General features: G+C 68.2%; 21 protein-coding genes. 10 read left to right on the top strand and 11 right to left on the bottom strand.

Features of this window, described 5'->3' with window-relative positions; translation table 11 throughout:
* Positions 1-71 precede the first annotated feature (71 nt).
* From KF745_14520 to KF745_14510, 3 genes are read left to right on the top strand one after another with little or no spacing between them, the layout of a single operon-like run.
* Complete coding sequence (locus tag KF745_14520) at positions 72-638, top strand: hypothetical protein (GenBank protein ID MBX3359630.1); 567 nt, start codon at positions 72-74, stop codon at positions 636-638.
* A 55-nt stretch (positions 639-693) separates the two neighbouring features.
* Positions 694-1,836 carry a GNAT family N-acetyltransferase gene (locus KF745_14515; protein ID MBX3359629.1) on the top strand — a complete coding sequence of 381 codons (1,143 nt, stop codon included), beginning with the start codon at positions 694-696 and terminating at the stop codon, positions 1,834-1,836.
* Positions 1,833-2,762, top strand: a complete 930-nt coding sequence (locus KF745_14510; GenBank protein MBX3359628.1) for an aldehyde dehydrogenase family protein — start codon at positions 1,833-1,835, stop codon at positions 2,760-2,762. Before KF745_14515 ends, KF745_14510 begins: the two co-directional genes overlap by 4 nt.
* A gap of 5 nt (positions 2,763-2,767) precedes the next feature.
* Here KF745_14510 and KF745_14505 read toward each other — a convergent pair whose 3' ends face one another.
* The 6 genes from KF745_14505 to KF745_14480 form a co-directional block, all read right to left on the bottom strand.
* On the bottom strand, positions 2,768-4,279 hold the full coding sequence (locus KF745_14505) for an undecaprenyl/decaprenyl-phosphate alpha-N-acetylglucosaminyl 1-phosphate transferase (GenBank protein ID MBX3359627.1): 1,512 nt from the start codon (positions 4,277-4,279) through the stop codon (positions 2,768-2,770).
* Positions 4,279-5,343, bottom strand: a complete 1,065-nt coding sequence (locus tag KF745_14500) for a GDP-mannose 4,6-dehydratase (GenBank protein MBX3359626.1) — start codon at positions 5,341-5,343, stop codon at positions 4,279-4,281. Before KF745_14500 ends, KF745_14505 begins: the two co-directional genes overlap by 1 nt.
* 39 nt (positions 5,344-5,382) lie before the next feature.
* Complete coding sequence (locus KF745_14495; GenBank protein MBX3359625.1) at positions 5,383-7,590, bottom strand: polysaccharide biosynthesis tyrosine autokinase; 2,208 nt, start codon at positions 7,588-7,590, stop codon at positions 5,383-5,385.
* A 124-nt stretch (positions 7,591-7,714) separates the two neighbouring features.
* Positions 7,715-12,268 (bottom strand): tetratricopeptide repeat protein, encoded by a 4,554-nt coding sequence (locus KF745_14490; protein MBX3359624.1) that lies wholly within the window; start codon positions 12,266-12,268, stop codon positions 7,715-7,717.
* A 54-nt stretch (positions 12,269-12,322) separates the two neighbouring features.
* Positions 12,323-14,194 (bottom strand): exosortase, encoded by a 1,872-nt coding sequence (gene xrt / locus KF745_14485; GenBank protein MBX3359623.1) that lies wholly within the window; start codon positions 14,192-14,194, stop codon positions 12,323-12,325.
* A gap of 118 nt (positions 14,195-14,312) precedes the next feature.
* Entirely contained in the window at positions 14,313-15,863 is a 1,551-nt protein-coding gene (locus tag KF745_14480; protein MBX3359622.1) for a polysaccharide biosynthesis/export family protein, read from the bottom strand.
* A 280-nt stretch (positions 15,864-16,143) separates the two neighbouring features.
* Here KF745_14480 and lipA point away from each other — a divergent pair, with 280 nt between their 5' ends.
* On the top strand, positions 16,144-17,268 hold the full coding sequence (lipA, locus tag KF745_14475; GenBank protein ID MBX3359621.1) for a lipoyl synthase: 1,125 nt from the start codon (positions 16,144-16,146) through the stop codon (positions 17,266-17,268).
* A 13-nt stretch (positions 17,269-17,281) separates the two neighbouring features.
* Here the strand turns inward: lipA and rpmH are convergent, their stop codons facing one another.
* Positions 17,282-17,422, bottom strand: coding sequence for a 50S ribosomal protein L34 (rpmH, locus tag KF745_14470; GenBank protein ID MBX3359620.1), 141 nt, complete (start codon positions 17,420-17,422; stop codon positions 17,282-17,284).
* A gap of 324 nt (positions 17,423-17,746) precedes the next feature.
* Between rpmH and rnc the strand changes: the two genes are divergently transcribed.
* The 3 genes from rnc (at position 17,747) to KF745_14455 (ending at position 19,936) form a co-directional block, all read left to right on the top strand.
* A complete protein-coding gene (rnc, locus tag KF745_14465) occupies positions 17,747-18,484 on the top strand; it encodes a ribonuclease III (protein ID MBX3359619.1) in 738 nt (245 codons plus the stop codon).
* Between the two features lie 67 nt (positions 18,485-18,551).
* Positions 18,552-19,511, top strand: coding sequence for a ParA family protein (locus KF745_14460; protein MBX3359618.1), 960 nt, complete (start codon positions 18,552-18,554; stop codon positions 19,509-19,511).
* Positions 19,508-19,936: a VanZ family protein gene (locus KF745_14455; protein MBX3359617.1), complete on the top strand. Its 429-nt coding sequence runs from the start codon at positions 19,508-19,510 to the stop codon at positions 19,934-19,936. Before KF745_14460 ends, KF745_14455 begins: the two co-directional genes overlap by 4 nt.
* Here the strand turns inward: KF745_14455 and KF745_14450 are convergent.
* The 4 genes from KF745_14450 to KF745_14435 are packed head-to-tail and all read right to left on the bottom strand — an operon-like array spanning position 19,917 to position 23,112.
* A complete protein-coding gene (locus KF745_14450; protein ID MBX3359616.1) occupies positions 19,917-20,483 on the bottom strand; it encodes an NADH-quinone oxidoreductase subunit B in 567 nt (188 codons plus the stop codon). The two genes, KF745_14455 and KF745_14450, sit on opposite strands and share 20 nt — an antisense overlap.
* 46 nt (positions 20,484-20,529) lie before the next feature.
* Complete coding sequence (locus KF745_14445; GenBank protein MBX3359615.1) at positions 20,530-20,724, bottom strand: hypothetical protein; 195 nt, start codon at positions 20,722-20,724, stop codon at positions 20,530-20,532.
* A complete protein-coding gene (locus KF745_14440) occupies positions 20,639-22,174 on the bottom strand; it encodes a YihY family inner membrane protein (protein MBX3359614.1) in 1,536 nt (511 codons plus the stop codon). Before KF745_14440 ends, KF745_14445 begins: the two co-directional genes overlap by 86 nt.
* The gene (locus KF745_14435) at positions 22,171-23,112 is read right to left on the bottom strand and encodes an rRNA pseudouridine synthase (protein MBX3359613.1); all 942 of its coding nucleotides are present in this window, start codon (positions 23,110-23,112) and stop codon (positions 22,171-22,173) included. The genes KF745_14440 and KF745_14435 overlap by 4 nt, the downstream gene beginning before the upstream one ends.
* Positions 23,113-23,271: 159 nt before the next feature.
* Between KF745_14435 and KF745_14430 the strand changes: the two genes are divergently transcribed.
* Genes KF745_14430 through KF745_14420 form a run of 3 tightly spaced genes read left to right on the top strand, consistent with a single transcriptional unit; the run spans position 23,272 to position 25,453 of the window.
* A complete protein-coding gene (locus tag KF745_14430; protein MBX3359612.1) occupies positions 23,272-23,787 on the top strand; it encodes a polymer-forming cytoskeletal protein in 516 nt (171 codons plus the stop codon).
* A 28-nt stretch (positions 23,788-23,815) separates the two neighbouring features.
* A complete protein-coding gene (locus KF745_14425) occupies positions 23,816-24,364 on the top strand; it encodes a polymer-forming cytoskeletal protein (protein MBX3359611.1) in 549 nt (182 codons plus the stop codon).
* A 60-nt stretch (positions 24,365-24,424) separates the two neighbouring features.
* Positions 24,425-25,453, top strand: a complete 1,029-nt coding sequence (locus KF745_14420; GenBank protein ID MBX3359610.1) for a hypothetical protein — start codon at positions 24,425-24,427, stop codon at positions 25,451-25,453.
* Positions 25,454-25,489: the final 36 nt, after the last annotated feature.

The raw sequence follows: 25,489 nt of genomic DNA, 5'->3' as shown, positions 1-25,489 counted from the left end.
TCTTTCTATTGATCCTTACAAAATCCACCCAAACACCTTGACAATCCGATTATTTGCCGTACATTGATTGAATGCACGCTTCACACCCAGCGCCGGAGACCTCCCTCCTCTCCGCCCTCCTCAACACCACCTCCCCACCTTCCATCGCCGAACTAGCCGCCCGCTTCAAACTCGACATCCCCACCCTCCTCCGCTCCATCGCGGCGATCCCTGATCTCGACCAACTCCTCGCCGCGGCCACCCGCCTCCGCCTCGCCGCCGCCCACCTCAACGCCATCACCTCCCTCGACGCCCTGATCAACAATCAGACCGTCGCCCCCGAGGAGCGCCGCCGCGCCGCAACCACGATCCTCCGCTTTTTCCCTCTCCAGCCTCTCCAACTCCCATCCCCTTCCCCCGAGGCCACCAGCCCCCGGGCGTCCCTCACGCGCACAACCTCGCTCCCCACCTCCCGCCCCGCCGACCCCGTCACCCCCGCGGTGATCTCCCAACCAACCCCCACCCCGCCCCCCGCCCGCACCAGCGTCGCCACTCCGACACCGACCCGCCGCGGCGACCAAGCCCTCCTGAACCCGCGACTCCGGACTCCCGCCGCCAGTTTGCTCTCGCGCGCCGGCGCGGCTGCGGCACCAACCTGATTTCGTACGGTCCGCTACCGTCACGGGGTTTAGCGTCAAGCCACCGGAGTTGGGAATGACAGACCCCGCCGACACCTCAAGCCCCTACTCGCTGCCGCCGGATCTCCCCGTCCCCACGGACGATGGCGCCGCGGCCCACCTCCTCCACGCCGCGCTCCCCGACCTTCCGCTCCCCTCGACCGGCGGCTTAGGCATCAACCTGCGCGCCCTCGCCACCGAACCCGCCGTTCTCTTCTTCTATCCACGTACGGGCATCCCAGGCCAGCCGCCCAGCCTCGGCTTGAGCGGCGAGGACTGGGACTCCATCCCCGGCGCCCGCGGCTGCACGCCCCAGTCCTGCGGCTTCCGCGATCTCCATGCCCAGTTCGCTTCCCTCGGGGTCCGCGTGCTGGGTGTCAGCACCAACACCACCGATCACCAGCGCGAGTTCATCGAGCGCAACCACATCCCCTTCGACCTGCTCAGCGATGCCGACCTGCGCCTCACCCGCGCGCTGAACCTCCCCACCTTCGAGTTCCCCGTCGAGAGCGGCGGCCCCACCACGCTGATCCGGCGCATGGCGTGGTTCGCCCACGCCGGCCGCATCCGCAAGGTCTGGTACCCCGTCTTCCCACCCGACCGCAACGCCGAGGTCGTCCTTGAATGGACACGCCGCCGCCTCGCCCTGACCATCCGCCCGATATCACCCTCCGACGCCGCGTCCATCGATGCCGACCTCCGCAGGCACTGGCTCTCGACCACCATCCACTCGCGCGACCGCGCTTTCGCCGCCGACTATCTCCCGGGATTCGTCGCCCTCCGCGCCGGGCGTCACGCCGGCCACATCACGCTCTCCTTCGATGAAGCCGCCCGCGAGTGCGAGGTCGTCACCCTCAGCACCGACCAGGACGGCCAGGGCGCCGGCTCCGCCCTGCTCGACGCCGCGTTCGACCACGCCCGCTCGGCGGGCGCCCGCCGCGTCTTCCTCACAACCACCAACGACAACCTCCGCGCCCTCGCGTTCTACCAACTCCGAGGCATGTCCCTCGTCACCGTGCACCGCGGCATGATGGCCCGCTACCGCGACCGCTACCTGCCCGGCCTGCCGCGGATCGGCCAGAACGGCATCCCGCTGCGCGACGAGGTCGAACTGGAATACGCTTTCTCCTGCTCGCCCCCACCCGAAAGCCGCGGCGACCACCCAGGAACCAAGCCATGACCCGCCTCGAAGTCGCCAAGACCTACAAGCTCTTCATCAACGGCAAGTTCCCCCGCTCCGAGAGCGGCCGCACCACTCCAGTCGCCACCTCCGACGGCCACGCCGAGCCCACCGTCGTCCACGTCTGCCGCGCCTCCCGCAAGGATCTCCGTGACGCCGTCACCGCCGCGCGCAAGGCCCAGGAACCGTGGGCCGGCGCCACGGCGTACCTCCGCGGCCAGATCTTCTACCGCATGGCCGAGATGCTCGAGGGCCACCGCGCCCTCTTCGAATCGCTCATCGCAGGCGCCCGCCCCAAGCCGACCGCAGCCCACCGCACCGCCGCCCGCGTGGAGGTCGCCGCCACGATCGAGCGCCTGGTTGCCTTCGCCGGCTGGGCCGACAAGTACGCGCAGGTTCTCGGTTGCAACAACCCCGTCGCCGGGCCCTACTACAACTTCACCACCCCCGAGCCGACCGGCGTCGTCGGCGTCATCGCCCCCGACGAGCCCTCGCTGCTCGGGCTCATCACCCTCATCGCCCCCCCGCTGTGCGCCGGCAACGCCGTCGTCGCCCTCGCCGCGGAAGCCAACCCCCTGCCCGCCGCAGTCCTCGGCGAGGTGCTGGCCACCAGCGACCTGCCCGGCGGTGTCGTCAACCTCCTCACCGGCAGCCGCGACGAACTGATCCCGGTCTTCGCCTCGCACCGCGACGTCGATTCCCTGGTCGGCGCCGGTCTCTCGCCAGCGCACGCGGCCACCCTCCGCGAGGGCGCGGCGGAGAACGTCAAGCGCGTGGTGATCCTCGGCGCCCCGGCCCCCGCCGCCAGGAAGTCCTCCTCCAAGCCCCCGGCCATCGACTGGCACGACACCACAGCCTGGGAAAGCCCCTGGTCCATCGAGCCGTTTGTCGAGTTTAAAACTGTCTGGCACCCGAGCGGCGCCTGATGCGCTCAGCGAGACTCCGCCGCGCCGACCGGCTGCGACTCCGCGACGCCGCGGAGCGCCGGCGCCCCGGCCTCGTCCTGCTTCACGACCGCGGGACCCTGACCGGTCCGCTTCGCCCGCCGCTCCGCGTGCTCCTCGATGTGCTTCCGGCGAGCGATCTTGAACGCCGTCACCCCGATGTACGCGGCAAACACGAGCACCACCGCGTACGTCAGGCGCGACCGGAACAGGGCGAGCGACACACCGAGTACCGCGAAGGACGCGGCGATCAGGTACAGCACGAACACCGCACTCTTGACCCCAAGGGCCCGCTTGAGCATGTGGTGCAGGTGCTGGTCGTCCGCCGCGGAGATGGCCTTCCCGGAGACCTTCCGCCGGACGATCGCCAGCGTGGTATCGATGATCGGGAGGGCGTACACCACAAGGCCGGCGAGCACAAGGTTCGTCCGACCCGTGTCGCCCAGCGTCAGGATGATGACAATCGTGCAATAGCCAAGCAGCAGCGACCCAGCATCGCCCAGGAAGATCGTCGCCGGGTTAAAGTTGTGCGGCAGGAAGCCAAGACACGCTCCGAGCAGCGCCAGACAAAGAACGATCCGCGGGCCGTCGAGTCCGCCGTTGACCTGGCGGGCGCCGTCGTCCGCCAGGGCCAGCGAGAGCGCGATGACGAGCAGGCCAACGGCCGATATCGCGGTAGTACCGGTCAGCAGCCCGTCCAGCCCGTCGATAAGGTTCGACGCGTTGCACGCGCCCAGCACGGCCAGCGCAATGATCGCCGTGCCGACCCAGTACACCACGTCGATGGGGATGTGGTCGATCCCCAGCACCGGCACCGGCATCGGGATCGAGAACACCACGCTGGGGATCCCATCACCCACAGACTGAGTCGGGATGCCGAACGCGTTCGCAACCGGGACGACTACCTGCGACGCCAGCTTCACGCCGACGTTCTCGACCGCGAGCGCCGCCGCGGCGACAAGCTGGCCCGCGATCTTGATCCGCGGCGAGATCTTCAGCACGTCGTCGAGCAGGCCGACGATCATGATGACCGTCATGCCCAGCAGGATGCTGACCGGCACGCCGCCGGGGATCAGCCCCTCGGAGGCGATTCCCTTGGTCGGGTGCGGCGCGATCAGCCCGTGCCACTTGGCGGTGTACGAGAAGAGGATCGCACCGAGCAGGCCGAGGTAGACCGCGACACCGCCCATGTAGGCGATCGGGATCCGGTGCACCTTCCGCGCCTCGCCCGGACGGTCGATCACGCCGTTGGCGATCGCGAGGCGGCGCATCAGGGGCGTCACGAGCAGGGTCACCAGGAATGCAACAATAAACACCCCCACGTAGCCGTGGAAGATCTCAAGGCGCGTGGCGCCCGGGACGACCGACGGTTCCAGCACCCGGATGACCTCGTCGATCTGATCGGTGCTTTTGGTGCTTTCCTCCTGGATCGAGCGCAGCATCTCCACGGCCCGCCGGGTCGCGAGCGAGTCCTGCGCCAAGGTGGTCATCCAGGTCATCACGGCATTGGCCCACGAGCTCTTGTTCCCGTGACCGTAGTCACGGACGCACCGCCCGCGGGCAACCACCCGAGGGTGTGTGCGATATCGACAATTGTCTGCTCCAGCGTTCGAGTCGGAGCAAAGCCGATCGCCTCGCGCAGCCGGGTGAGGTCGGGCCGCCGCTGGCGGAGGTCCTCAAAGCCCGGCGAGTAGGCGATCTCGTACGGAACGTGAACGGTATGAGACGAGGAACCGAGCGTGTGGATGACCAAGTCGGCCAAGCGGTTCATCGAGATCGGCGCATCGGATCCAAGATTGAGCACCCGACCGTGACAGCCGCGGTTGCCGACCAGCCGCGGCAGCGCGCCGGCGACATCGCGCACGTCGCAGAAGCACCGCGTCTGGTGCCCGTCGCCATGAATCGTCAGCGGCTCGCCGCGGATGGCGCTGGCCACGAAGTTCGGCAGCACCATGCCGTACGACCCGACCTGTCTGGGCCCGACGGTATTGAAAAAGCGAACGACGACCGCGCCGAGTCCGTGCCGGGCATGGTGGGCCAGGGCGAGGTACTCGTCGATGGCCTTGGAGCAGGCGTAGGACCAGCGTGTCTTGGTGGTCGCGCCGTAGACGACGTCGTCGTCCTCGTGGAACGGGGACCGCTCGGACTTGCCGTAGACCTCCGAAGAGGAGGCGATGAGCGTCGGGGCCGGGGCACCAGCCGGGCCGTGCGACAGCGCGAACTGGAGCAGCGCCGAGGTCTGGAAGACATTGGTCTCGATCGATTTGATGGGCTCATCCACGATGAGCCGGACGCCGACGGCGGCGGCGAGGTGGTAGATCTCGTCGAACGTTTCGCCGTTGCTGAATCCCTGGAGCGCCGCCGCGAGATCGGCCTCGATGAATCGGAGGCCGGCCGGCAGGGACCGTGGCAGGTTCTCGCGGCGACCCGTTGAGAGGTCGTCGATCACTGTGACGTGGTCGCCCCGTGCGAGCAGGGCCTCGGTCAGGTGGGAGCCAATGAAACCCGCACCCCCGGTGACGAGGGTGCGGCGTGGCGTTGGTGTGGGCGCGGGGGTACTCACGTCGCGGTGCGGTCCGGCACCTCCGGGCGCCGGGACCGATCAAGCCTTGGCGTTCTGGTACTCGTGCGTGGCCTTGATGTTCCTCTTGAAATAGCCGCCGGCTGAGGAGCGGACGGCGTTGACGATGACACCCAGGAACTCGCCACGGCAGTCCAGGAGCTGGGCCTGGAGCCGGGCGACCAGGCCACGCTTCTCGGCGAGGGCGCGGACGACGAGACACACGGCGTCGCAGCGGTTGGCGAGCACCAGACCGTCGCCGGAGACGATCGCCGGAGGCGCATCGACCAGCACGAGGTCGTATGAGTCGGCCGCCTCGCGGAGCAGGCGGGTCATCGTGTCGGTGGCCAGCCGCTCGGGGAGAGCCCGGTTGGCGCTGGTGCCGGCGGCAAGGACGGAGAGATTCGGAACGTTTGTGGACTGGGTGGCGGTGGCAAGCTGGGCCTGGTTGGCAAGGACATCGCCGAGCCCCGGGCCTTCGGGGAGTCCGAAGACCTTGTGGACGCCCGGGCGGCGGAAGTTGGCGTCGATGACCAGGACGCGGATATCGGTCGCCGCGTTGGCGATAGCCAGGTTGCACGCGGTGGTGGTGGCACCGGAACCGGGCATGCCAGCCATCACCAGCATGGACTTGTGACCTGCCTGCTCGAGCTTCTTGGAGAGCGGGGCGCGGAGCTGGCGGATGCTCTCGGTAACCACGCTCTGCGGGGAGTCGCGGAAGGCGAGGGCGACGTTGGCCGGGCGAGCCGGGTCCTCCGCCGCGTCGGGGATCATGCCGAGCAGCTTGAGGCGAGGGATGAGCGAGAGATCGGCGGGGCCGCGGACGCGCTGGTCGAAGACCTCGCGGAGGAACAGGGCGCCGCCGACGAGCAGCGGGAGCAGGATGGCCCCGCCGGGGACGCTGATATAGAGCTTGGGGAAGGTGACCTTTGTCGGCGTCTGGCCGCTGCGGATGACGCGGACGCGGTTGCCCTCCTTGAGGTTGCCGATAACGTCGAGCTGCTTGATGGCGTTCTCGGCGTCGTTGACGTTGGCGGTGTACCGCTCGATCTGGTCCTTGATGACCTCAAGACGGAGCTTGGCCTGAAGGAGTTGCTCTCGCTTCTTGTTGGACTCGGCAATCTTCTGATCGAGATCCCTGACGGAACTGATCGTGGCCTCGTAACTCGAGCGGGTGGAGTCCATCAGGCCATTGAAGAGACGGAGCAGGGTGTCCTCGAAGGCGCGGTCGCGCTGGTTGGCCTTGCTCGCGATCAGCGTCCGGATCGCCTTGACGTCCGGGTGGTTGTCGCCGAGCCCCTGCTTCTGAAAGGACTGCTCGCGGGAGCGGAGATCGGCGAGTTCGCTGTCCATGTTCTTGACGAGCGCATCGTTCATCGCCTCGTCACGGACGCGGTCGGGAAACTGGACCTCGCCCATATTGCCGACCCGCTGCCGGTACTCCTCGAGGAGCGAGAGCAGGGTCGCGGCCTTGGCGGCGTCCTCGGTGCGCTTGCTGGAAAGTTGCTGCAGCTCGATGTGCTGCCCGCCGATCTGCTGGCCGTCTGCATCGAGCCCGGTTTCGGTGATGATCCGTTCTCGCTGCGAGGCGAGCGACTGGATCGTTTCACGGAGATCCTGGAGGCGCCGGCCGAGCGCATCGCGCCGGTCGCTGGTCTGCGACCTCGTGCTCCGCTGGAAATCCTCGAGGTACGCGCGGTTGACGGCGTTGACGAGGGTCGCGGTCTCGGCCGCGTTCTTCCACGTGCAGGTGAGCTGCACGAGCATGGTCATCGGCCTCACGCGGGCGGAGAGGCGGTTTTCCAACTGGATCGCGGCGTCCCTCCACTGGTAGGCGCCCTGGCTGTTCACGAACCCCTTGGCCCACTTGGTGTCCATGACCTCAGGGTCCTTGGCCGCGGCCTGAAGGACCAGTTCGGAGGTCATCAGCGCCGCCTGCGTGCCCATGAAGCGATCGATCTCATCCTGGCTGTACACGACGGCCGCATCCACCTTGGACATGTCCTGGATCGGCAGCGCACACTCGTAGATCACCTGGGACTGGTAGACGGGCCAGGTCGCCATCATGGTGAAGTGAAAGGCAAGCCCGATCATCCCACCGACGATCACACAGACCGTCAGCAACGTCGCGTGCTGCTTGAGCAGCTTGATGGGGTCGACCGAGGCGACCCCTGGGGAACCTCCGGGGCCTGCGGGTACGGGGCGCGATGGGGAGGCGACCGAAGGTCTGGGTGGTGTGGCTGTAGTCATTGAGTCACTTCCCTATCATGATGCAAACAATCGCCCTGTGCCCCTCATAGTCTGTTTCGGCCCATAAACCCGGCGGCTTTGGCTGCCCGCGGGGATCCGATACGACTGAAGCCCACGTACGCCGTCAGGGCGTCGAGAGTTTCTGCCTGAGTTGGTCCACCTTGGACCCGTATTCGGCCTGAAGACCCGGGTTTCCGGCGAGGAGTTCTTCGAGTCGGCGCACGGACTTGCTGGCCTCGGTGCGATTGCCCTGGGCCAACTGCACCTCCCCGAGATGGAGGAATACGGGCGTCTTCTCCACCATGTTCGGGCTGGCTGCCAAAGCCCGCTGCAATGTCTCTTCGGCCTCGGCAAGACGGCCGAGTCGAAGATAGATCGTTCCAAGGGTATCCAGGTAACTCATGCTGTTGACCCGGGCCTTGGAGCCTCGCTGGGCGTAGGGCAGGGCCTCCTCGGGCCGACCGAGATCCTCGCAGAGGATGTAAGCGAGGTTGTTGTTCGTCTCCGGGTCGTCCGGCGCCAACTCGAGAACCTTGCGGAACTGGGCCGCGGCCTCCTCGGGGCGGGGCGGCGTCGCGGTGATGGCCAGGCGGGCCAGCGACGACCGGGCGGTCAGCGCGAGGTCCAATCGGTCCTTGCGTTCGGCCAGTCGCTCGAATCCCGCGACGATCTCGGGGGTCGGGCCGCCGGGCAAGGCCGCCCGCAGCTTCAAGTCCTGGAACTCGAACCAGTCCTTGAATGTGTACTTGGTCTTGAGCGCGGCGAGCATCCGGGCCTGATCCGTCGGGGTAGGGAGGAGCGCCTGCATCGCGACGACGAAGTTGGCGCAGGCGTTGGCATCCGACTGGTCCACGAGCGCGAAGGCGGCCATGGCGTCGGCCTCGGCGCGGGGCATCTGGCCCGCCTCCTTGAAGACCCTCGCCCGCGTCATGAGCAGCGGGAAGCTCTTGTCGATCTCCAGTTCCGGCGCGGCGAGGACGTCGCGGGCCTTTTGGAGGTTGGGGCGGCTGGACTTGAGGAGGACCTCGACGTACGCGAGGGCGACCGGGGCCGACTTGTTAAGATCCCAGGCGTGCTCCAAGTGCTTGATCGCGGGGTCGGGCGTGCCGGCCTTGATAAACACATCGGAAGAGAAGACGAGCCACTGGACTGAATCGGGTTTGCGGGCGATCGCCTGCGAGACGAGGTCGGCGGCCTGTTTGAAGTTGCCGCGGCCCATCAGGGTGTTGAGCAGATCGAGCCGCACGCCGTCGTTGTCCGGTTCGGCGGCAACAGCCTGCTGCCACTGGTCGAGCGCCTGGTCCCACTGGCCGCGGTAGGCGTAGAAGCGTGCGAGCCGGACTCTCGCGGCGACGCCCTTGGGGTCGACACGGATGGCGGCCTGCAGGTCCTGCTCGACGTCCTGGGCGCGCTCGGCGTCCATGGACAGGAAGTCGGCGCGGGTGATGTAAGGAACCGGTGACGTCGGGTCCGCTGCGACGGCGCGGTCGAGCAGCGTGCGGGCGCGGGCCATGTCGTTGCGGCCGGCGGCGGCCCGGGCCTGGGCCAGCAGCAGCGCGGGGTCCTTCGATGCGGACTCGATGCTGTTGATCGCCGACTCAGCCTCGGCGTACTTCTCGGTCTTGAGCAGGCATTCGATGATTGCCCGCGTCAGTTCATCATTGGGATCGGACTTCGCGCGATCGCGGATGCTCTTGAGCACGACCACGGCGTCGTCGCAGCGGTTGGAGAGCATCATCAGGCGGGCGCGCTGGCGGTCGCAGTTCATCGTGACCGGGTCCTGGTACTTGGCTCCCTCCTGGAGGACGGAGAGGGCCTCCTCGACGAGGTTGTTCTGCGCCAGCAGCGCGGCGAGGCGGACGTACGGGACATCGGTGAGCGACCCCGCGGGCTGGGTCGCGATGAAGTCCTCGAGCACCTTGCGGGCCTGCAGGACGTTCCCCTTGGCGGCCTGCCAGGCCGCGTCGAGGGTGGCGACGTCGACTCCGGCCCCGTCCTTGCTCAGCAGGTCGATCTGGGCGCGGGCCTCGTCGAGTGCCTTCTGGCCGATCAGCAGACCGGCGAGCTGCACCCGGTTCTCGCGGTCGGCGGGGCGGTTCTTGGCCCATTCACGGCGTTTCTCGATAGCGATCTTGCGGTCGCCGGAGGGCGCCTCGGTCTCCAGACCGATCAGGAGCATCGCGAAGTCCTCATCAGACGCGGCCCCACGGGGAGCACGGCGGGCGATCATGAGGGCGTCGTCAAGCCGATTGGCGAGGACCCGCGACATGATGAGGCCCTTGAAGGACGCCATCTCGTTGGGCTGGATCTCCACCGCCTGGGTGTAGGCCTGGGCGGCCTGTTCGTACTGCTTGAGCTTGAAGCGGCAGTCACCGAGGAATCGCCACACGATCGGGTTGAAACGGTCGATTTCGGCGGCCCGCTGGAACGCGGCGGCGCCCTCCTGGTACTCGCCGCGGGCCCACGCGAGACGGCCCTTGTAGGACAGACCGTCGACGTTGTCGATGTTCTTGGCAGTGCCCTTGGCGCCGAGCGCCGCGGCCTTGTCCAGGTCGCCGGCGACGAGGGCTTCGCTGAACGACTGCTCGATCACGCCGGGGTTCTCGGGGTCGATCCGCCTGGCCTCTGCGAGTGCGGCGGCGGCCTCGCTCTTCTTTCCGAACCGCTGGTAGATCGACGCCAGATAGAGCTGCTTCTGCACCTCGCTGACGTCGCTCGCGAGCACGGACGCCTTCGCCGCCTCGAGCGGGTCGGTGAAACTCAGTTGCTGTTCCATCGACTTGAAAACGCGGTTGTCGGGCGAGGCCTGCACCGCCAGCTTGGCCTCCTCGAGGGCGGCGGCGCGATCGCCGGACATCGCGAGCAACTGGATCAGCACGCTGACCAGGCGGTCGTCGCGCCCGAGATCAACGATTCCTTTGCGGATGATCGCGATGGCTCGCTGGGGATCGGAATCGGCGGTCGAGGCTTTCTCGGCTTGGTCGAGCACGATGAGCACCTTGTCCGTGGTGGTGCCCTGACCGCGGTTGTATCGCTGCATTTCCTTGATGACCGCGAGTTGTCTCTCGATCTCCTTGTTGGAGGGATCGACCAGCATGACCTGTTGGAGGTGCATGATCGCGACGGGGTACTCGCCCGCCTGGGCCGCCATGTTGGCGACGTAGAGCCGCGCCTGCACGTTCGCGGGCTGGAGTTCGACGACCCGCTCGTAGACCCTCCGGGCCTCGCCGCCGACGTTCATCTTCTGAAGGATGTCGCCGAGCAGACCGAGGGCCTGGACGTCGTTGGGGTCGTCGCGATCGAGGTAGGCGGTCACGGCGACTCGCGCCGCGCCGAGTTCGTTGGCGAGGTACTTGAGTTTCACGTCGGCCAGGCGGACTTCCTTGCTCGACTCGCCGGCCTTCGCCGCCAGGTCGTCGCGGAACTTCTTGGCCCGGGCGATCAGTTGCTCGCGTTCCTCGGGGGGCGTATTGCCTTTGATCTGCAGCATCACCGTCTCGATCTGCCTCGCCGCGGCGGAGGACCGCATCGATTGGAGAACGACGGCCATGAGGCCAACCGGTCTGTTCGGCAGGTCGACGACTTTCTGGAACGCAGCGATCGCCTCCTCGGGGCGGTCGGCTCGGGCCTCGGTCTCGGCGAGCTGCTTGAGCAGGATCGGGTCGTTGGGGTGGCCCTTGAGGGCCTGCGTGAGAACCTCGACAGCCGCATCGCGACCGAGTTCGGGCACGGCCTGGATGTACTGCGCGGCGATGCCGACGACGGCGGGGTCGAGCGAGGCAGGGGGGGCCTCACGGATCGATGTGATGACGCGGTCGATGGTGTCGCGGTGGAGCGAGATCACGTCCCGGGTCGACTTGCCCTCCCGCTGGAGGGCACGCACGCTGGAGTTGACGCGGAGCCGGAGCAACGCGACCAGGGCCTTGGTCGAGTCGGGGTGTGCGGACGTAAAGGTCTCGAGCGTGCCGGTGGCATCGGCGAGCGCGGCGGCCGCGGCGGCCTCGTCGCCGCCAAGCCTGGCGTTCTCGTAGCGGACCATGTCGAGATCGGCCAGGGCGATGGTGGCGTCGGCATCGGCGGGATCAGCGGCGATCGCGGCGGTGAGGTCTTCGCGGGCGCGTTCGAGTTTGACTCGGTCGGGGCTCTTGGAGGCACGGATGACGTTCAGCCTCGCCATGCCCGCGTAACGACGGAGCACAGCGCCATCCTCGGGCTTATCGGCAAAGAAGCGGAGGGCGTCCTCGGACTTGCGTAGGAGCGCCTCCCAGGCGGCCAGGTCGCCGCCGAACTTGGTCGCCGGGGAGAAGGCCTCGTCAAGGAACCGCCGGTGCGCAGCGACGTTCGTGCGCTGGACCTCGGCGAGCGTCTGCAGGGCGGGCACGTACTCGGCGTAGTACTTGTCGCGGATGGTCTGCTGTGATGTGGGGGTGAAGTGCTCGAGGCAGTCGATCCACTTTTCAAGCAGTTCGGGGTTGGACTGATCTTTGTTGACCGCGCGGGCGTAGGTCTCGCAGGCGAGTTCGTAGTTTCCGCCGGCGACATGCTGCGCGGCGATGGCGGCGAGTTGGGCGCTGCTCTTCCTCAGCGACAGGACGCCGATGGCGGCCACGCCGATCAGCAGCACGACGACCACGCTCGAGACGATGATGACGAAGCTCTTGTTGACGCGTGAAGCCATAATCGGGTGTTCCTCTTGCGGGACGGCGACGGAGCCGGAGAATGGGGGCGAAGGCTAGCGGTCCGGGGGAGAGAGGGCCCGGCGCGGGTTGTCGTCGGGGTAGGTCCCGGAGGTCACGCTGACCCAATCGGGCGTACACCGCATGATCTCGGGCAGGAGTTCGGAGAGCAGGCTCCCGGCGGCCGCGGCGAGTTCCTCTTCGGAGGCGACGCCGGAACTGCTGATCTGCACCTTCAAGTAATAGGCGTAGTCATCGGTGAGGTTAAACGCCAGTTCGCGGACGCCCTCGGCGGAGGAGACGGTGCCGCCGTTGGCGATGAAGAAGTACCCGGCGTACAGCTTCCGGCCTGACTCGGGGTCCATGAACGGGGTGATGCGGAAGCGGATGTCCTTGGCGTCGAAGGGGAGGTTGATCCGCTGGCTGGGAAGGTCGGTGAGGGCGGGATCGTCCGCGGTGCGGGCCTGGTAAACCCGTCCGTTGAGGGCATCGGGAACGTCGCGGTTGAGGATCCAGCGCGACGAATCGAGCGGGAGGGGCAGCGTGCGGGACTGGCCGTCCATCGTCATGCCGCCGCCGACCAGGCACCGCTCCGGGACGTGGGGAACGGTGTCGACGGTGCCGGTGTAGTAGGCGAGGTGCACATCGAGGATCGGCATGCCCTCGGCCGCGGTGCCGGGCTTGGGCATGTACTGGCGGTTGAGGTAGTTCTGGGTGCCGAGCGTCTCGATGACGGCTTCCTTCTCGATGCCGTCGGAGCCGATGCGCTTCCAGGAGGCGGTCTCGGCGGGCACGGCGCGGACCTGGCGATCGCCGGGGGCGTAGATCGGCTGCTTCTTGAGGTAGATCTTCAGCGAGGCCATTGCCGTGTTGAACCCGAGCGCGGAGCCGCCCATGAGGATGACGGCGGTCAGCAGCGCCGGCGATGCGAGGAGCCGCCACGTGGGCGGGGTGTTGGGGGCGGACCTGGCGACGGGGACGGGCGATGGCGGCGCCGGTGTGACGGATCGCTGCAGGATCCAGAGGATCAGCATGTAGAGGAAGAACCCGGGGATGAGCAGGAGGGTGCCGATGAACATGTGGGCCTCGCCCTCGGCCAACTGCGGGTTCCACAGCGAAGCGACGGCGAGGACGACGACCCTCATCATGTTCATGAACAGCGCGACGGGGACGGCCATGATGACCATGACGACCCGTTGCCACCACTCGCGGCAGGCGACCAGCGCCACGGCCGCTCCCAGCGCGACGAACGCGACCAGCATGCGCAGGCCCGAGCACTGCTCGGCGATGTTCAGGGGGATCGCGGCGCCGGCGGAGGAGTAGATCGTCAGCACCGTGCCCTTAATGTCGACGGTGAGCCCGAGGACGCGGAGCATCGCGTACGCGCCTTCGGAGGCGACGAACTGGAGGTCGGTGGTGATGCGGGTCATGATCTTGCCGGAGATCGACACCGCGAAGACGAGGTAGGCAATCGGGAGGATGAGCAGCCGCATCATCGCGGGCCCCAGCAGGAGCAGCACGAGCCCGAAGAGAGAGAGGATCACGGCCCAGCCGGCGATCATGTCGTTGCGGACGCCGACGAGGGAGAAGAGGTAGGTTGCGATGCCCAGCAGCATCACCGGGAGACCGGGCCAGAACACGCAGGCGGGTGTGCGGGCCAGTTCGGCGCGGCGCTGGTAGATGATGTAGCCGCTGATGACCGGAACCAGCAGCGCGTGGCCCCAGTCGGAGGGGTAGGCGAGGGAGATGCGGATCTGCGTCGTGAGCCAGGAGTTGAACAGCGCGACGAACGCGAGGGCGACGAGGGCCGTAGCCACGATGACGGAGGGCGTGAACCGCGAACGCAGGAGGGTCACACCGCCGGCGCGTCCCATGTCAGGGGCTTGTCCGACTCCCTGGCTGGTGGGCATGGCGAGGACTTGTGACACGCCTGACGCTCTCCTCAGAGTCGCTGCTGGTACCGGCGGGATGCAGACGTAGTACGACCACGGGAATCGGGGGTTCGCCCCCAGCCCCGGGACGATCGGACACCACGCGCCATCGCGGCTAGAACCGGAAGCTCTCGGGCGGCGGCCCGAAGACGTCGTTGCCGAAGTTGCGATCGAGCAGGAACCCGAACCCGTACGTCATCCGGAATCCGTTGCGGATCACCGCCAGCGGGTAGGCGAAGAAGTTCGTTCCGATATTGATCGAATCGTCGTTCTTCAAGAAAATGTTCGGCTGGGTGCCTTCCTGGATGGCCCGCAGGTTGAGGCGGATGGTCGCCTGCCGGTCCGGGCCGATCATGCGGATCAGGTCGACTCGCTCCGGGATTGCGAGCGAGCCGAGGCCGCCGGCGGCGACCACGGCGTTGGTGATGGTGATGCGGCCGTTGCGCGGGATGTTGTACACGCCCGGCCGGGAGATCTGGCCGCCGATGTAGAACAGCAGGTCGGAGTTGAGCGGCACGTGGATGATGTCGCCGGGGCGGATCACGATGTTGTACTTCGACACGCCGGAGATCATCGGACCCATGGGGATCTTGATGACGCGCTGGGTGACCAGCGGCGGCAGTACGCCGGCGCTGCCGTCGGACCCGGCCGGGGCTGTCGGAGTCTGCGGGGCGACTTTGACCCACTGCCCGTTCAGGAACTGCCACTGGTAGCCCGAGCCGGTCGGCGGCACCGAGGGCGCCGCGCCGGGGCGAGGCGCGGGAGAATCGGGCAGGTCAATCGGGGGCGGCTCGCGGCCGGCGGCGCCGTTGGGCGGCTGCTGGTTCACGCGGGCCGATACGAAGGCGGGGCGGTCACCCGCGTAGACGGCGGGTGACGGCTTGTCGCCGCCCTGGGGCTTCGAGAGTTCGTCGATCAGGTCGATCAGTTTCTCCGGCGGCGGGGGCGTCGGGGTCTGGCCGGGAGCCAATGGCACCTCGGCGTTTCCATCGAGCCCAAACTCAAGCGGCACCTGCCGGATCACGTAGACATACGGCGCCACCTCCTGGAACCCGCCGGCGGCGGTCAGGGCCTGCAGCAGGCGGTAGTCGGGGGTCGGGATGAAGTACGTGCCGGGGTTGAGAACCGAGCCGAAGGCGCTGAAGGTCTGCTGGCGCTGGGCCTGCGGGACGACGGAGACCGTCGGATCCTGCAAAAGGCCGGCATTCTTGATGGCCAGGGAGATGGCGTCCCGCGCCTGCACCGGCGTCAGCCCGGCGACGCGCACCGGCGCCAGCCTGGGCAGGTCGATGTTGCCGCGCTTGTCTACCACGCGGTCGAACTCGGCCTCTTCGCCGAGACGGAGGAAATCGCGGATCTTGACCGTCAGGGCGTCACCGGTCGTGATGCGGTACTCAGCCGCGACCGGGACAAGGTCATCGACCGTCACATCGGAGGTCTCGGCGTATCCGGTGTCGCTCGGCTCGACCGCGGCGATCCGGTCGAGGACGGGGACGGTCGTCGGGGTGACCTCCCAGCGGCCAAGGACGCTGGGGTCCATCCATGAATCGACATCGCACCCGGCGAGCGCCGGGAGGCTGGCGACGGCCAGCACAATCGAAAGAACCCGGCGCCACCGCCCGCTGGTACCCGCCGTGTGTGCTCGACTCTGCAAGACTTGGGTCACAGCCCGCTCCTTCGTCTCTGGATCTGGAACTACCCGCCGCCAGCCGGGCAACACCTCGCCGACCGACGCCCGCACCCCCGATTTCGAACGCCCTGACCCCACCTTGGGACAACCACGGTAATCGCTTGGATCGACAGTCCGCCACCCCGGGGTTAGTCGGACCCGCGGAGGGGACGGTTGAATCGACAAGAATATCGGGCAAACTGGGCAAGTCCGGTGACTCGACCAAGGTTCTTGGATTCACGGAGCGCAGAAGCCGCGCGGCTACACTTGGCCTGCCATGACTCAGGACGCGGGCCCCAACTGCTCTCACACCAGCCCACCGGCCCCACAGGCGGTGTCGGCAGCGGCTGCTCTGCGACACCCGAGACCGCCGGGCGGTGACCCCCTGAGACGGGTGGATCGGCCGCTGGTGAGCCTGTCGTCGATGGTCCTGAACAACGCTTCGGGAGCGGTTGACCACATGACGGTCAAGCGGAAGCCGGCGTGGCTGCGGGCCCGAGTGCCCGGCGGCCCGGGGTACACCCGCCTGAAGGGGATCATTGATGAGCACCGCCTCCACACCGTGTGTCAGGAGGCGGGTTGTCCGAACATGGGGGAGTGCTGGGCCCGTGGCGTCGCCACGATCATGATCCTCGGCGACACGTGCACGCGCGCCTGCGGCTTCTGCAACGTGAAGACCGGGCGCCCGGGGACGCTGGATACTGATGAGCCGCGGCGGGTGGCGGAATCTCTGGCCCTGATGGGCCTGCGGCATGTTGTCATCACGTCGGTCAATCGGGACGAACTCTCCGACGGTGGGGCTGGGATCTGGGCGGAGACCATCCGGCGAACACGGGAGGCGTGCCCGTCCATGTCGGTCGAGGTGCTGATCCCGGACTTCGAGGGGAACTGGGAGGCCCTGCAGGCGGTGATCGATGCCCGGCCGCACATCATCAATCACAACCTGGAGACCGTTCGCCGCATGTACCCGGCGGTCCGCCCCAGTGCGAAGTTTGATCGATCCCTGGAGTTGCTGCGGCGGGTGCGGGACCAGGGGACCGTCGCGAAGACGGGGATCATGGTCGGGATCGGAGAGAACGACGATGAGGTCCTGGCGTTGATGGATGATGTCCGCCAGGCAACGTCGGTCGGGAATGGCGCCGGGGTCGAGATCCTCACGATCGGCCAGTACCTGCAGCCGACGCGGAACCACCTGCCGATTGAGCGGTGGGTCACGCCGGAGACCTTTGCCTGGTACAGGCAGGAGGGTCTGGCTCGCGGGTTCAAGGTGGTCGAGAGCGGGGCGCTGGTCCGCAGCAGTTACCACGCGGACGAGCAGGCCGAGCAACTGGCGGGCGCCCCGGGGGAAACCGCCCGCAGCATGAACCGCCTCATCGAAGCCGCAAAGACACGGCTCGCCTAGTAATTACCCTAGTCTACCGATCGGCGGTGTTGAGCGAGCGGCCCACCCGGCGCTGACGGTTGATGAGCTTGCGGCCACTCTTGGTCTTCATGCGGGCACGGAAGCCGATGGCCCTCTTGCGCTTGAGCTTGCTGATACGGTGCGGATAGTGCATGGATGGATCTCGCTGACGGGGGGAGGCAGGTCCCAGCGGCCGCCGGGCGGCCTTTGGGGCGGGGATAGTAGGCCGATGGGTCGGGGTGGTGGATGGGCACGAATCAGATATAGTTGAGTGCGGCGGACACGCTCGTGTCGTGCCGATAGATACCGGGGTGGGTGGGGGCGCGTCTGCTCGCCGGCCGCGGTCTTTCGGGCTTGGCGCCCGAGGGGATCGGCCTGCGAGCATGCGCGTCCGACGGTCCGCGGCCGATTCCGTGCCGCGCCCGACCCGACCGGAACGACCGGCGGGTGTTGTCGGTGGTCTCCCCAATCCCCGCGCATGGACCCCCAGGTACGCCAACAGATTGAGACGAGCATCGGGCATGTGTTTACCGATGGCGCGATCCTTGAGCAGTCGCTCACTCACGCCTCGGTGACCGAGCGGCGGACGGACTCGAATGAGCGGCTCGAGTTCCTTGGCGACGCGGTGCTCGGGCTGGTGACCTGCGAACTGATCTTCGCTGAGTACCCGGACCTGCTGGAGGGGGAGATGACCAAGATCAAGTCGACGGTGGTCTCGCGGCAGACGTGCGCCGCGGTCTCACGCGACCTGGGGCTGGACCAGTTGCTGGTGCTCGGGCGAGGAATGCAGTGGCACACGGTGCTGCCTCAGAGCCTCGCGGCGGCGGCTCTGGAGGCGATCGTCGCGGCGGTGTACCTGGACGCGGGGCTGGAGGCGGCGAGGAAGTTCCTGCGGCCGATCCTGGGCCCGCTGATCCGCCGGGCGTTTGCCTCGGGGCACCAGGAGAACTTCAAGAGCGTGCTGCAGCAGCATGCGCAGCAGTCGCTGCAGGAGACTCCGATCTACCTGGTGCTCGACGAGAAAGGGCCGGACCACGCCAAGTGCTTCGAGGTGTGCGTCGAGATCGGGACCAGGCGGTTCGACTCGGCGTGGGGGCAGAGCAAGAAGCAGGCGGAGCAGCTGGCGGCGCTCGCGGCGCTGCGGGCCCTGGGCCTTGTGCAAAATGATGAAGGCGGGCACGTCCGGGTGGCGAGAACGGGCACCGACGCCGGCTGACCGACGAATGCGCACGTCGCCGCCAACGCCCCCTGTTTCGGGCCCGGCGTCTCCTTATACTGCGGCCATGCCTCCTCACCCCGCGCGGGTCATCGCGCTGATCAATCAGAAGGGCGGCGTCGGGAAGACCACCACGACGGTCAACCTCGGCGCGGCGATCGCGGAGGAGCCCTCCGAAACGGGTCCGCGCCGCGTGCTGATCATCGACATGGACCCGCAGTCGCACGCCTCGCTGCACCTGGGGGTGGAGCCGGGGAACGGGAAGGCGAGCGTCTACGACCTGCTGTCCGACTCGACGATTGACCCGGCTGACGCGCTGCACGAGGCGAGGCCGAACCTGTTTGTGCTGCCGGCGGAGACGGACTTGGCCGCGGCGGAGTCCGAGCTGGCCGCGAAGCCGGACCGGCTGCAGCGGCTTCGCCAGGCGATCGACAAGATCCAGGCGGGCCCGCGCCCGTTCGACTTCATCCTGATTGATTGTCCGCCGGCGCTCGGCCTGCTGACGCTCAACGCGCTCGCGGCGGCGCGCGAGGTCTTCATCCCCATGCAGGCGCACTTCCTGGCGCTGCAGGGTGTGGGAAAACTGCTCGAGACCGTGGCGCGGGTGTCCCAGTCGGTCAACCCCAGACTGGTGGTGACGGGCGTCATCCTGTGCATGCACGATCCGCAGTCGACGCACTCCAGGGAGGTCGTCGCGGACCTCGAGGGGTTCTTCGAGGCTGCGCGGGGTCAACCTGTGGCGTGGCGAGCGGCCCGTGTGTACCGACCACCTGTTCGTAGGAACATCAAGCTTGCGGAGTGTCCGTCGTTCGGGCAGACGATCTTCGACTACTCAGCGTGGTGCCCCGGCGCGAACGACTACCGGCAGTTGGGGCACGCCATCGTCTCGGAGTGGGAGCGCATCACTGCGCGGATCGCACCGGGTCAGGGCGCCGCGGCTGCGGCGCCGGCGGTGACCGAGGCCAAGCCGACGGTGACGACGGTCCCGCCGCGACCGCCGGCGGTCGCGGGCGAGCGGAGCGCATGAGCCAGGCTGAGGAGCGCGGGGGGATACTTCCGAGGCTGCGCGTGACGGTGTTCGCCGCGTACGCAGTGCTGCTGTTCACGATGACGCACTGGCCACGGCTGGAACTGCCCCCGGTGGTGCAGCGACCGGACCTGATCGTTCACTTCGGCGCGTTCGGGCTGTGGGCGTTGCTGCTCAACTTCTCGGGGCTGGTCGGGCCGTTTCTGTCGCGGCGGACGGCGATGATCGCGTTCCCGATCTCGCTCGCCTACGCGGCTATCGATGAGGGTTTGCAGGCGATTCCGTTCGTGCACCGGCAGTGTGCACTCGACGACTGGCTCGCCAATGCGGGCGGGGTGACGATCGTCACGATCGGTCTGCTCGTGGTTGCTCGGCGCGCGCCGCCAGCGGCCGCGGAGGCCCGGGCTACGCGCCCCCGACCGTGAGCCCGACGGGCTGCGGACGGACGGTGTGGGTCGGCTCGATCACGAGACCAAGGGGGGCACGCTTGCCGCCGGGTGGCGGCATTCCTTCGCGGTCGATGTGGCGCTGGATGGCCATGATCCCCTCGAGCAACTGCTCGGGACGGGGCGGGCAGCCGGGGACGTAGACGTCAACCGGGATGTACTGGTCGACGCCCTGGACGACGGCGTAGGTGTCGAACACCCCGCCGGTGCTGGCGCAGGCGCCCATGGAGAGAACCCACTTGGGCTCGGGCATCTGGAGGTAGATGCGCTGCAGGACGGGCATCGCCTTGATGGACACACGCCCGGCGACGATCAGCAGGTCGGCCTGTCGCGGCGAGAAGCTCATCCGCTCCATGCCGAACCGCGCGAGGTCGTAGCGGCTTGCCGCGGTGGCCATCAGCTCGATCCCGCAGCAGGCGGTGGCGAAGGGCATCGGCCAGAGGGAACTCCGGCGCGCCCAGTTAATCACTCGCTGCAGCTGGGTGGTGACAAATCCGTCCGCTGTGAGTGCCGCTTCGATCCCCATCGCACGCTCCTGCCGTCCGTGACGCCGTTCAGGCGGGCCTCAGGCTTCAGTTCGACTTGCGGTCCAGCAGCGTGCTCTTGGGCTGCTTCTGGGGGCCGAAGATCCAGTCGTCGACCGCCGAGTTGGACTGGTACTTCTGCTCGACGGAGTACTGATCAGACCCCGGGCCCTTCGCCCCGACGACCCGCTCGTAGCACCCCCCCATCAGCAGGCCTGCCGCCGGGATGGCGAGCAGCATCATCGCCGTCCGCCTCGTCTGAATCACCCAATGCCGACCCATTGCCCGCTCCTTGTTCGGAATCATCTAGCCTAGCCCCGGGCTGGTCGGGCGACCAACCGGCGTGCGGCCCCCGGGCTCCAGACTTCTTCGATCCGGCCGGAATCCCGATGAGTTCCGCCAGGGTGGTCGGACCGGCGGCGGCGAACTGGGCGTCCCGCAAGCGCCCGGCGATCCGGGAGGCCTCCTCGACGGGCTTGGCCGCGGTCGGGTGATCGACGGCGTCGAAGGAGGCTTCGAGGACTTCTCGGACGGTGATCCCCTCTGCGGGGCGAGCGGGGGTGACGACCTCGGGACCGCCCTCCTCCCGCCGCACGAAGTGGACCAATCCGCGGGTGCGGAGGCTCTCGACGATCGCCTCGCTGACCTCGAGGCTGACACCAGCCCACTGCGCCAGCTGGGGGGCGGCCACGGGCTTGCCCTCGGCGAAGGCCCGCGAGACCCCGGCCATGATCGCGACACCGACGGAGGGGTCGACCACGCGGGCGGTCTCGGTGGGCTCATCGCGCGCGAGGCCGTACTGCATGACGTAGCTCACCTGCAGCCCGACGAGGACGACGGCCCACGTGAGATAAACCCACAACAGAAAGAGAGGGACGAGCGCGAGGGCGCCGTAGAGGCGGGCGTAGGTCGTGGAGTATTCCAGGTAGCGGGTGAAGCCCCACTTGGTGGCTTCCCAGAGGATGGCCCCGATGATCGCGCCGCCGACTGCGGGCCAGAACGCGACGCGGGCGGTGGGGACGGCTGTGTACGCCAAAAGCAGCATGAGCATGCTGATGGCGGAGGTGGTGATGAAGCCGAGGGCCTTGACCGGGGGCGCAACGCCGATCCATGACCAGCCGCGGGCTGTAATGTCCAGCGCCCATTGCTGGAACTGTTCGCCGATGTAGAAACTGGCGAAGAGGCCGATGGAGCCGAGCGTGAGCAGGGTCCAGTAGAGGGTGATCCGCTTGGTCCAGCCGCGGGCGGCGGGCGCCTTGTAGACCTCGTTGAAGGTGCGTTCGACCTCCGAGAGCATGGAGATCGCGGCGTAGAACAGCGTGAGCGCCGCGACAAAGCCGACGGCGGTAAACGGGACGTCGCGGGCGCGATCAACGGCCTGGGCGACCCATTCGTCGAGTTGGAGCGAACCGGTGATACCGTGGTCCGCCGACGGACCGGCGAGTTTCTCGGAGTTGAGCACGATTTCGGTCAGGCCCATGTACTGCAGGAGCGAGGCGAGCAGGCTCTTGAGTTGCACATCGGAGACGAACGACCGGACCACGACCAGCGCGACCACCAGCATCGGGACGACGGCGAAGATGGTGCGATAGGCGAGCGCGGCGGCGAGCTGGGCGATGCGGGAACGCTTCGCCTCGGTCCACACCCGTGACAGGGTGCGGCGCGCCGGGCCTGTCGCCGAGAGATCGATCACCTGCTTCTCCCGTTGGAGGGGACCTTTGCTGGAGCGGGCTTGGTCGACTTGTGCCGGTTGCCCGCCGCGGCCGGCTTCCTGTCGTCGCCCAGCCCGACGGCCTTCTTGAGGGTGCGGACCTCGGTCCGGTCCAGTTCCCGCCATTGGCCGACCGCCAGCCCTTTCAGGGAGAGGGGGCCGAGACCCACGCAGAGCACCTTCTTGACGCCGTACCCGGCCCGCTTCAGGACAACGCCGACCTGCCTGTTGCGTCCCTCGGCCAGCGTGACCTCGAGGATGGTCTTGCGTTCACCTTGGCCGGGGACCTTGACGACCCGCATGCCGACGCGTCCCTTCTTCAGGTCGGGGCCATCTGGGGTGCGGCCGGCGGCCTTGCGCTCGCTCCTGGCCGCGAGGCGGCCGATCCGCGTGGCCTCTTTCTCGATCTTTGGGAGTTTCTCGGCTTCGACGGTTCCCCCGACCTCGACGAGATAGCGGCGCGCGATGCCGTACCGGGCGTGGGTCAGGCGGTGGGCCATGTCGCCATCGTTGGTGAGCAGGAGCAGGCCGGCGGCCTCGTAGTCGAGCCTTCCGACCGGAAACAGGCGGGCGCCGGTCGGATGGTCGACGAGGTCCAGCACGGTCCGGCGGCCGTACTCGTCGCTGGTCGTGCACACCGTGCGGGCGGGCTTGTAGAGCATGACGTACACACCTCGCCCAACGCTGCCGAGCCGGCCGGCGCCCGGGGCGATGGTCTTGACCGGACGCCCGTCCACGTGGATGCGGTCGACGCCGGGGTGGGCGAAGACGGGCAGGGTGCGGACAATCTCACCGTTCACCTCGACGCGTCCGGCCTCGATCATCTCCTCGCAGGCTCGGCGCGAACCGACGCCGGCATCCGCCAGGATCCGCTGGAGTCGCTCGCCGGGGCCGGTCGTCGGTGCGGGGGTGCGCTGCATCGTCGCAATCGTACGGCGGTGGAGCGAGCAACCCCGCCAAAGACCCAAAAACTGGCCGGGGGACGCCGTGGCGGCCGATCCATGAGTTGAGCACGGGGTGCGCCCATGCCCCCACCGCACGAGCCCCTCGCGCCCCACGCGCCCCTGGAGAGATGCATCATGGCGGACAACGTGACGGTCATCGGACCCGGCTCGGTGATCAAGGGCGACATGGCCTTTGACAACGCGGCGAGGATCCAGGGGACGTTCGAGGGCACCATCTCAGCAAAGACGGACCTGCACATCGGCGATACCGGCTCGTGCAAGGCCGACCTGACCGCCAACACGGTCCAGATCGACGGCTCGGTCGAGGGCGATGTCGTGGCGCACGAGTCGCTGCAACTGGGCGCCAAGGCGAGGCTTGTCGGCAACATCACGGCCGGAACGCTGGTTGTGGTCCAGGGGGCGACGTTCATCGGCCACTGCCGGGTGGGCGCGGGGGCGGAGTCGATCGCCCCGGCGAACCCGCGCCCGGAGACTCCCGCGCAGCCCCGGCCCCGTCCGGGCACGAACAACAGCGCCCGCGCGACGCCGGTCCCCACTGTCACCGCGGACCTGGAGGCCACGCTTGCGGGCCTCGAGACCAAGCTCGCCAGCATGGGAAAGCCCCGCCCGGCGGCGGCGCCGCAGGCCTAGGGCGCCGGGCCCAGGCTCGCGGCCGATCGTGTCCCTCGCACCCCGCATGTCGATGGCCCGCCACCCCACCCCACGACTGGTCCTCTGCTACAACTGCTCGCGCTCGTTCTCCGCGAGTTCGCAGGCGATCACGCTGACGTGCCCGCTGTGCTACCAGCACCTGAGGCTCTCCGACGTGATCGTCGAGGCGGCGCAGTCGGTGACGCGGCTGCAGACGTGCGGGCGGCTGGTCATCACGGCGCGGGGACGGGTCACCGCCAAGGTTGTTCAGGCATCCGGGGGCATCGAGGTCCACGGCCGGCTGCAGGCCGAGTCGGCGGCGACACCGGGACACTTCTACCTCGCGCCCGGGGCCGTGCATTCCGGGAACGTCAGGGCGTCCTCCCTGATCGTCCACCCGGGCTCGACGGTGCTCGCGGGGCACTTCGAGATCACCCCGCCTGTGGAGTCCGTCGATGACGCGGCCGAGGACCGTGTGCCCGCCGCGCCGATCCAGGTCCCCGATGAGCCCCCGCGCGCCGCAGCATCGCGTCCGCGGTCACGCCTTGCATCGCTGTTCGCGCCCGCGTTTTCGTAACCACCTGCCTGTGCGCGGTGGTCCCTCGCGGACCCCGCCGAGGTCTCCCGGATCCGAACCATGCCCCGTTCGACCCAAGCGTCCCGGACTGTTGCCCCGCTCGCCGCGCCCGTCGAGGTGAAGCCCCTGCCCGGTCAGGTTCCGGCGGGGATGTTTGTGTCGCCGCGTGTCGTGGACCAGAACGCGCTCGGCGAGTTCGCCGCGGCGCTGCAGTCGTTGATCGAGCGGGCGGCGGCACAGATCGAGCCGCTCAGGGCCGCGACGGTCGGGGCCGAGCGGGCGCTGGAGGCGATCCGGAGCGCGGCCGAAGTGCAGCAGGCCCGGCTGGACCAGGCAGCGGCGACGCTGTCGTCGCTGGATGCGCGGGTGCAGCAGATCGAGAGGATGCTGGAAAGGGCGACCGATTCGGCCTCTTCGGTCCGGCAGTTCCAGGAGCGCACCGACGAGATCATCGCGGAACGCACGGCCCACTTTGCACGGACGATCGAGGGAGTCGGGGACGAGCAGACCAAGTCGCTGCGGGGCCTGGTGAGCCGGGCCGATGTGCTCGTGTCGCCATCGGCCGAGGCGTTGCCGGCGGTGATCGCACGGGCCGAGTCGCTGCTGTCGCGATCGACGCAGGCCGCGGCGCAGCTGGATTCGATCCGCCAGCAGACCGAGTCGGCGAGGACGGTGCTTGGGCAATCGCTGGTGGTCGCCTCAGACGAGACGGATCGGTTCCGGCGCGAGCACGATTCGCTCCAGGAATCGCTGCGCGACGCGGTGGACCTGTGCAGGTCGGCGCAGTCGATCCTGGAGGCAAGGACAAGCGAACTCCGTGGGGCCTCTGAGTCGGTGTCGGAGACGGTGGCCGCGCACCGCGAGCTGATCACGCGGCTCGCGGAGATGATCGAGCGGCTCGAGCCGTGGCGGGGGGTGTTGCTGGAGCCGCAGCCGGGCTCCGACGGCGCAGAGGCGCCGCCGCTGCCGCCGGCGATTGCCGGAATTGTGGACTCGCTGCGCCACGAACTCAGTCGGCAGCTCGGTGCATTCTCCGGGGCGCTCTCCGAGCTGTCCGCGGGCGCGGCGAGGGCGTCCGGGCGCCTGTAGGCGATGGCGGCGCGATAGACTGGGGCACCCCCACAC

The sequence above is a fragment of the Phycisphaeraceae bacterium genome (genome assembly GCA_019636655.1).
GTDB lineage: Bacteria > Planctomycetota > Phycisphaerae > Phycisphaerales > UBA1924 > JAHBXB01.
This window is presented reverse-complemented; position numbering and strand designations above follow the sequence as displayed.

Excerpts from the sequence above, each read along its gene's own strand:
- KF745_14505 (MBX3359627.1), bottom strand. The coding sequence starts at position 4,279 with ATGACCTGGATGACCACCTTGGCGCAGGACTCGCTCGCGACCCGGCGG.
- KF745_14450 (MBX3359616.1), bottom strand. The coding sequence starts at position 20,483 with ATGGGGATCGAAGCGGCACTCACAGCGGACGGATTTGTCACCACCCAG.
- KF745_14445 (MBX3359615.1), bottom strand. The coding sequence starts at position 20,724 with ATGATGCTGCTCGCCATCCCGGCGGCAGGCCTGCTGATGGGGGGGTGC.
- KF745_14430 (MBX3359612.1), top strand. The coding sequence starts at position 23,272 with ATGGCGGACAACGTGACGGTCATCGGACCCGGCTCGGTGATCAAGGGC.
- KF745_14455 (MBX3359617.1), top strand. The coding sequence starts at position 19,508 with ATGAGCCAGGCTGAGGAGCGCGGGGGGATACTTCCGAGGCTGCGCGTG.
- KF745_14495 (MBX3359625.1), bottom strand. The coding sequence starts at position 7,590 with ATGACTACAGCCACACCACCCAGACCTTCGGTCGCCTCCCCATCGCGC.
- KF745_14435 (MBX3359613.1), bottom strand. The coding sequence starts at position 23,112 with ATGCAGCGCACCCCCGCACCGACGACCGGCCCCGGCGAGCGACTCCAG.
- rnc (MBX3359619.1), top strand. The coding sequence starts at position 17,747 with ATGGACCCCCAGGTACGCCAACAGATTGAGACGAGCATCGGGCATGTG.
- KF745_14515 (MBX3359629.1), top strand. The coding sequence starts at position 694 with ATGACAGACCCCGCCGACACCTCAAGCCCCTACTCGCTGCCGCCGGAT.
- KF745_14510 (MBX3359628.1), top strand. The coding sequence starts at position 1,833 with ATGACCCGCCTCGAAGTCGCCAAGACCTACAAGCTCTTCATCAACGGC.
- lipA (MBX3359621.1), top strand. The coding sequence starts at position 16,144 with ATGACTCAGGACGCGGGCCCCAACTGCTCTCACACCAGCCCACCGGCC.
- KF745_14420 (MBX3359610.1), top strand. The coding sequence starts at position 24,425 with ATGCCCCGTTCGACCCAAGCGTCCCGGACTGTTGCCCCGCTCGCCGCG.
- KF745_14520 (MBX3359630.1), top strand. The coding sequence starts at position 72 with ATGCACGCTTCACACCCAGCGCCGGAGACCTCCCTCCTCTCCGCCCTC.
- KF745_14490 (MBX3359624.1), bottom strand. The coding sequence starts at position 12,268 with ATGGCTTCACGCGTCAACAAGAGCTTCGTCATCATCGTCTCGAGCGTG.
- KF745_14460 (MBX3359618.1), top strand. The coding sequence starts at position 18,552 with ATGCCTCCTCACCCCGCGCGGGTCATCGCGCTGATCAATCAGAAGGGC.
- rpmH (MBX3359620.1), bottom strand. The coding sequence starts at position 17,422 with ATGCACTATCCGCACCGTATCAGCAAGCTCAAGCGCAAGAGGGCCATC.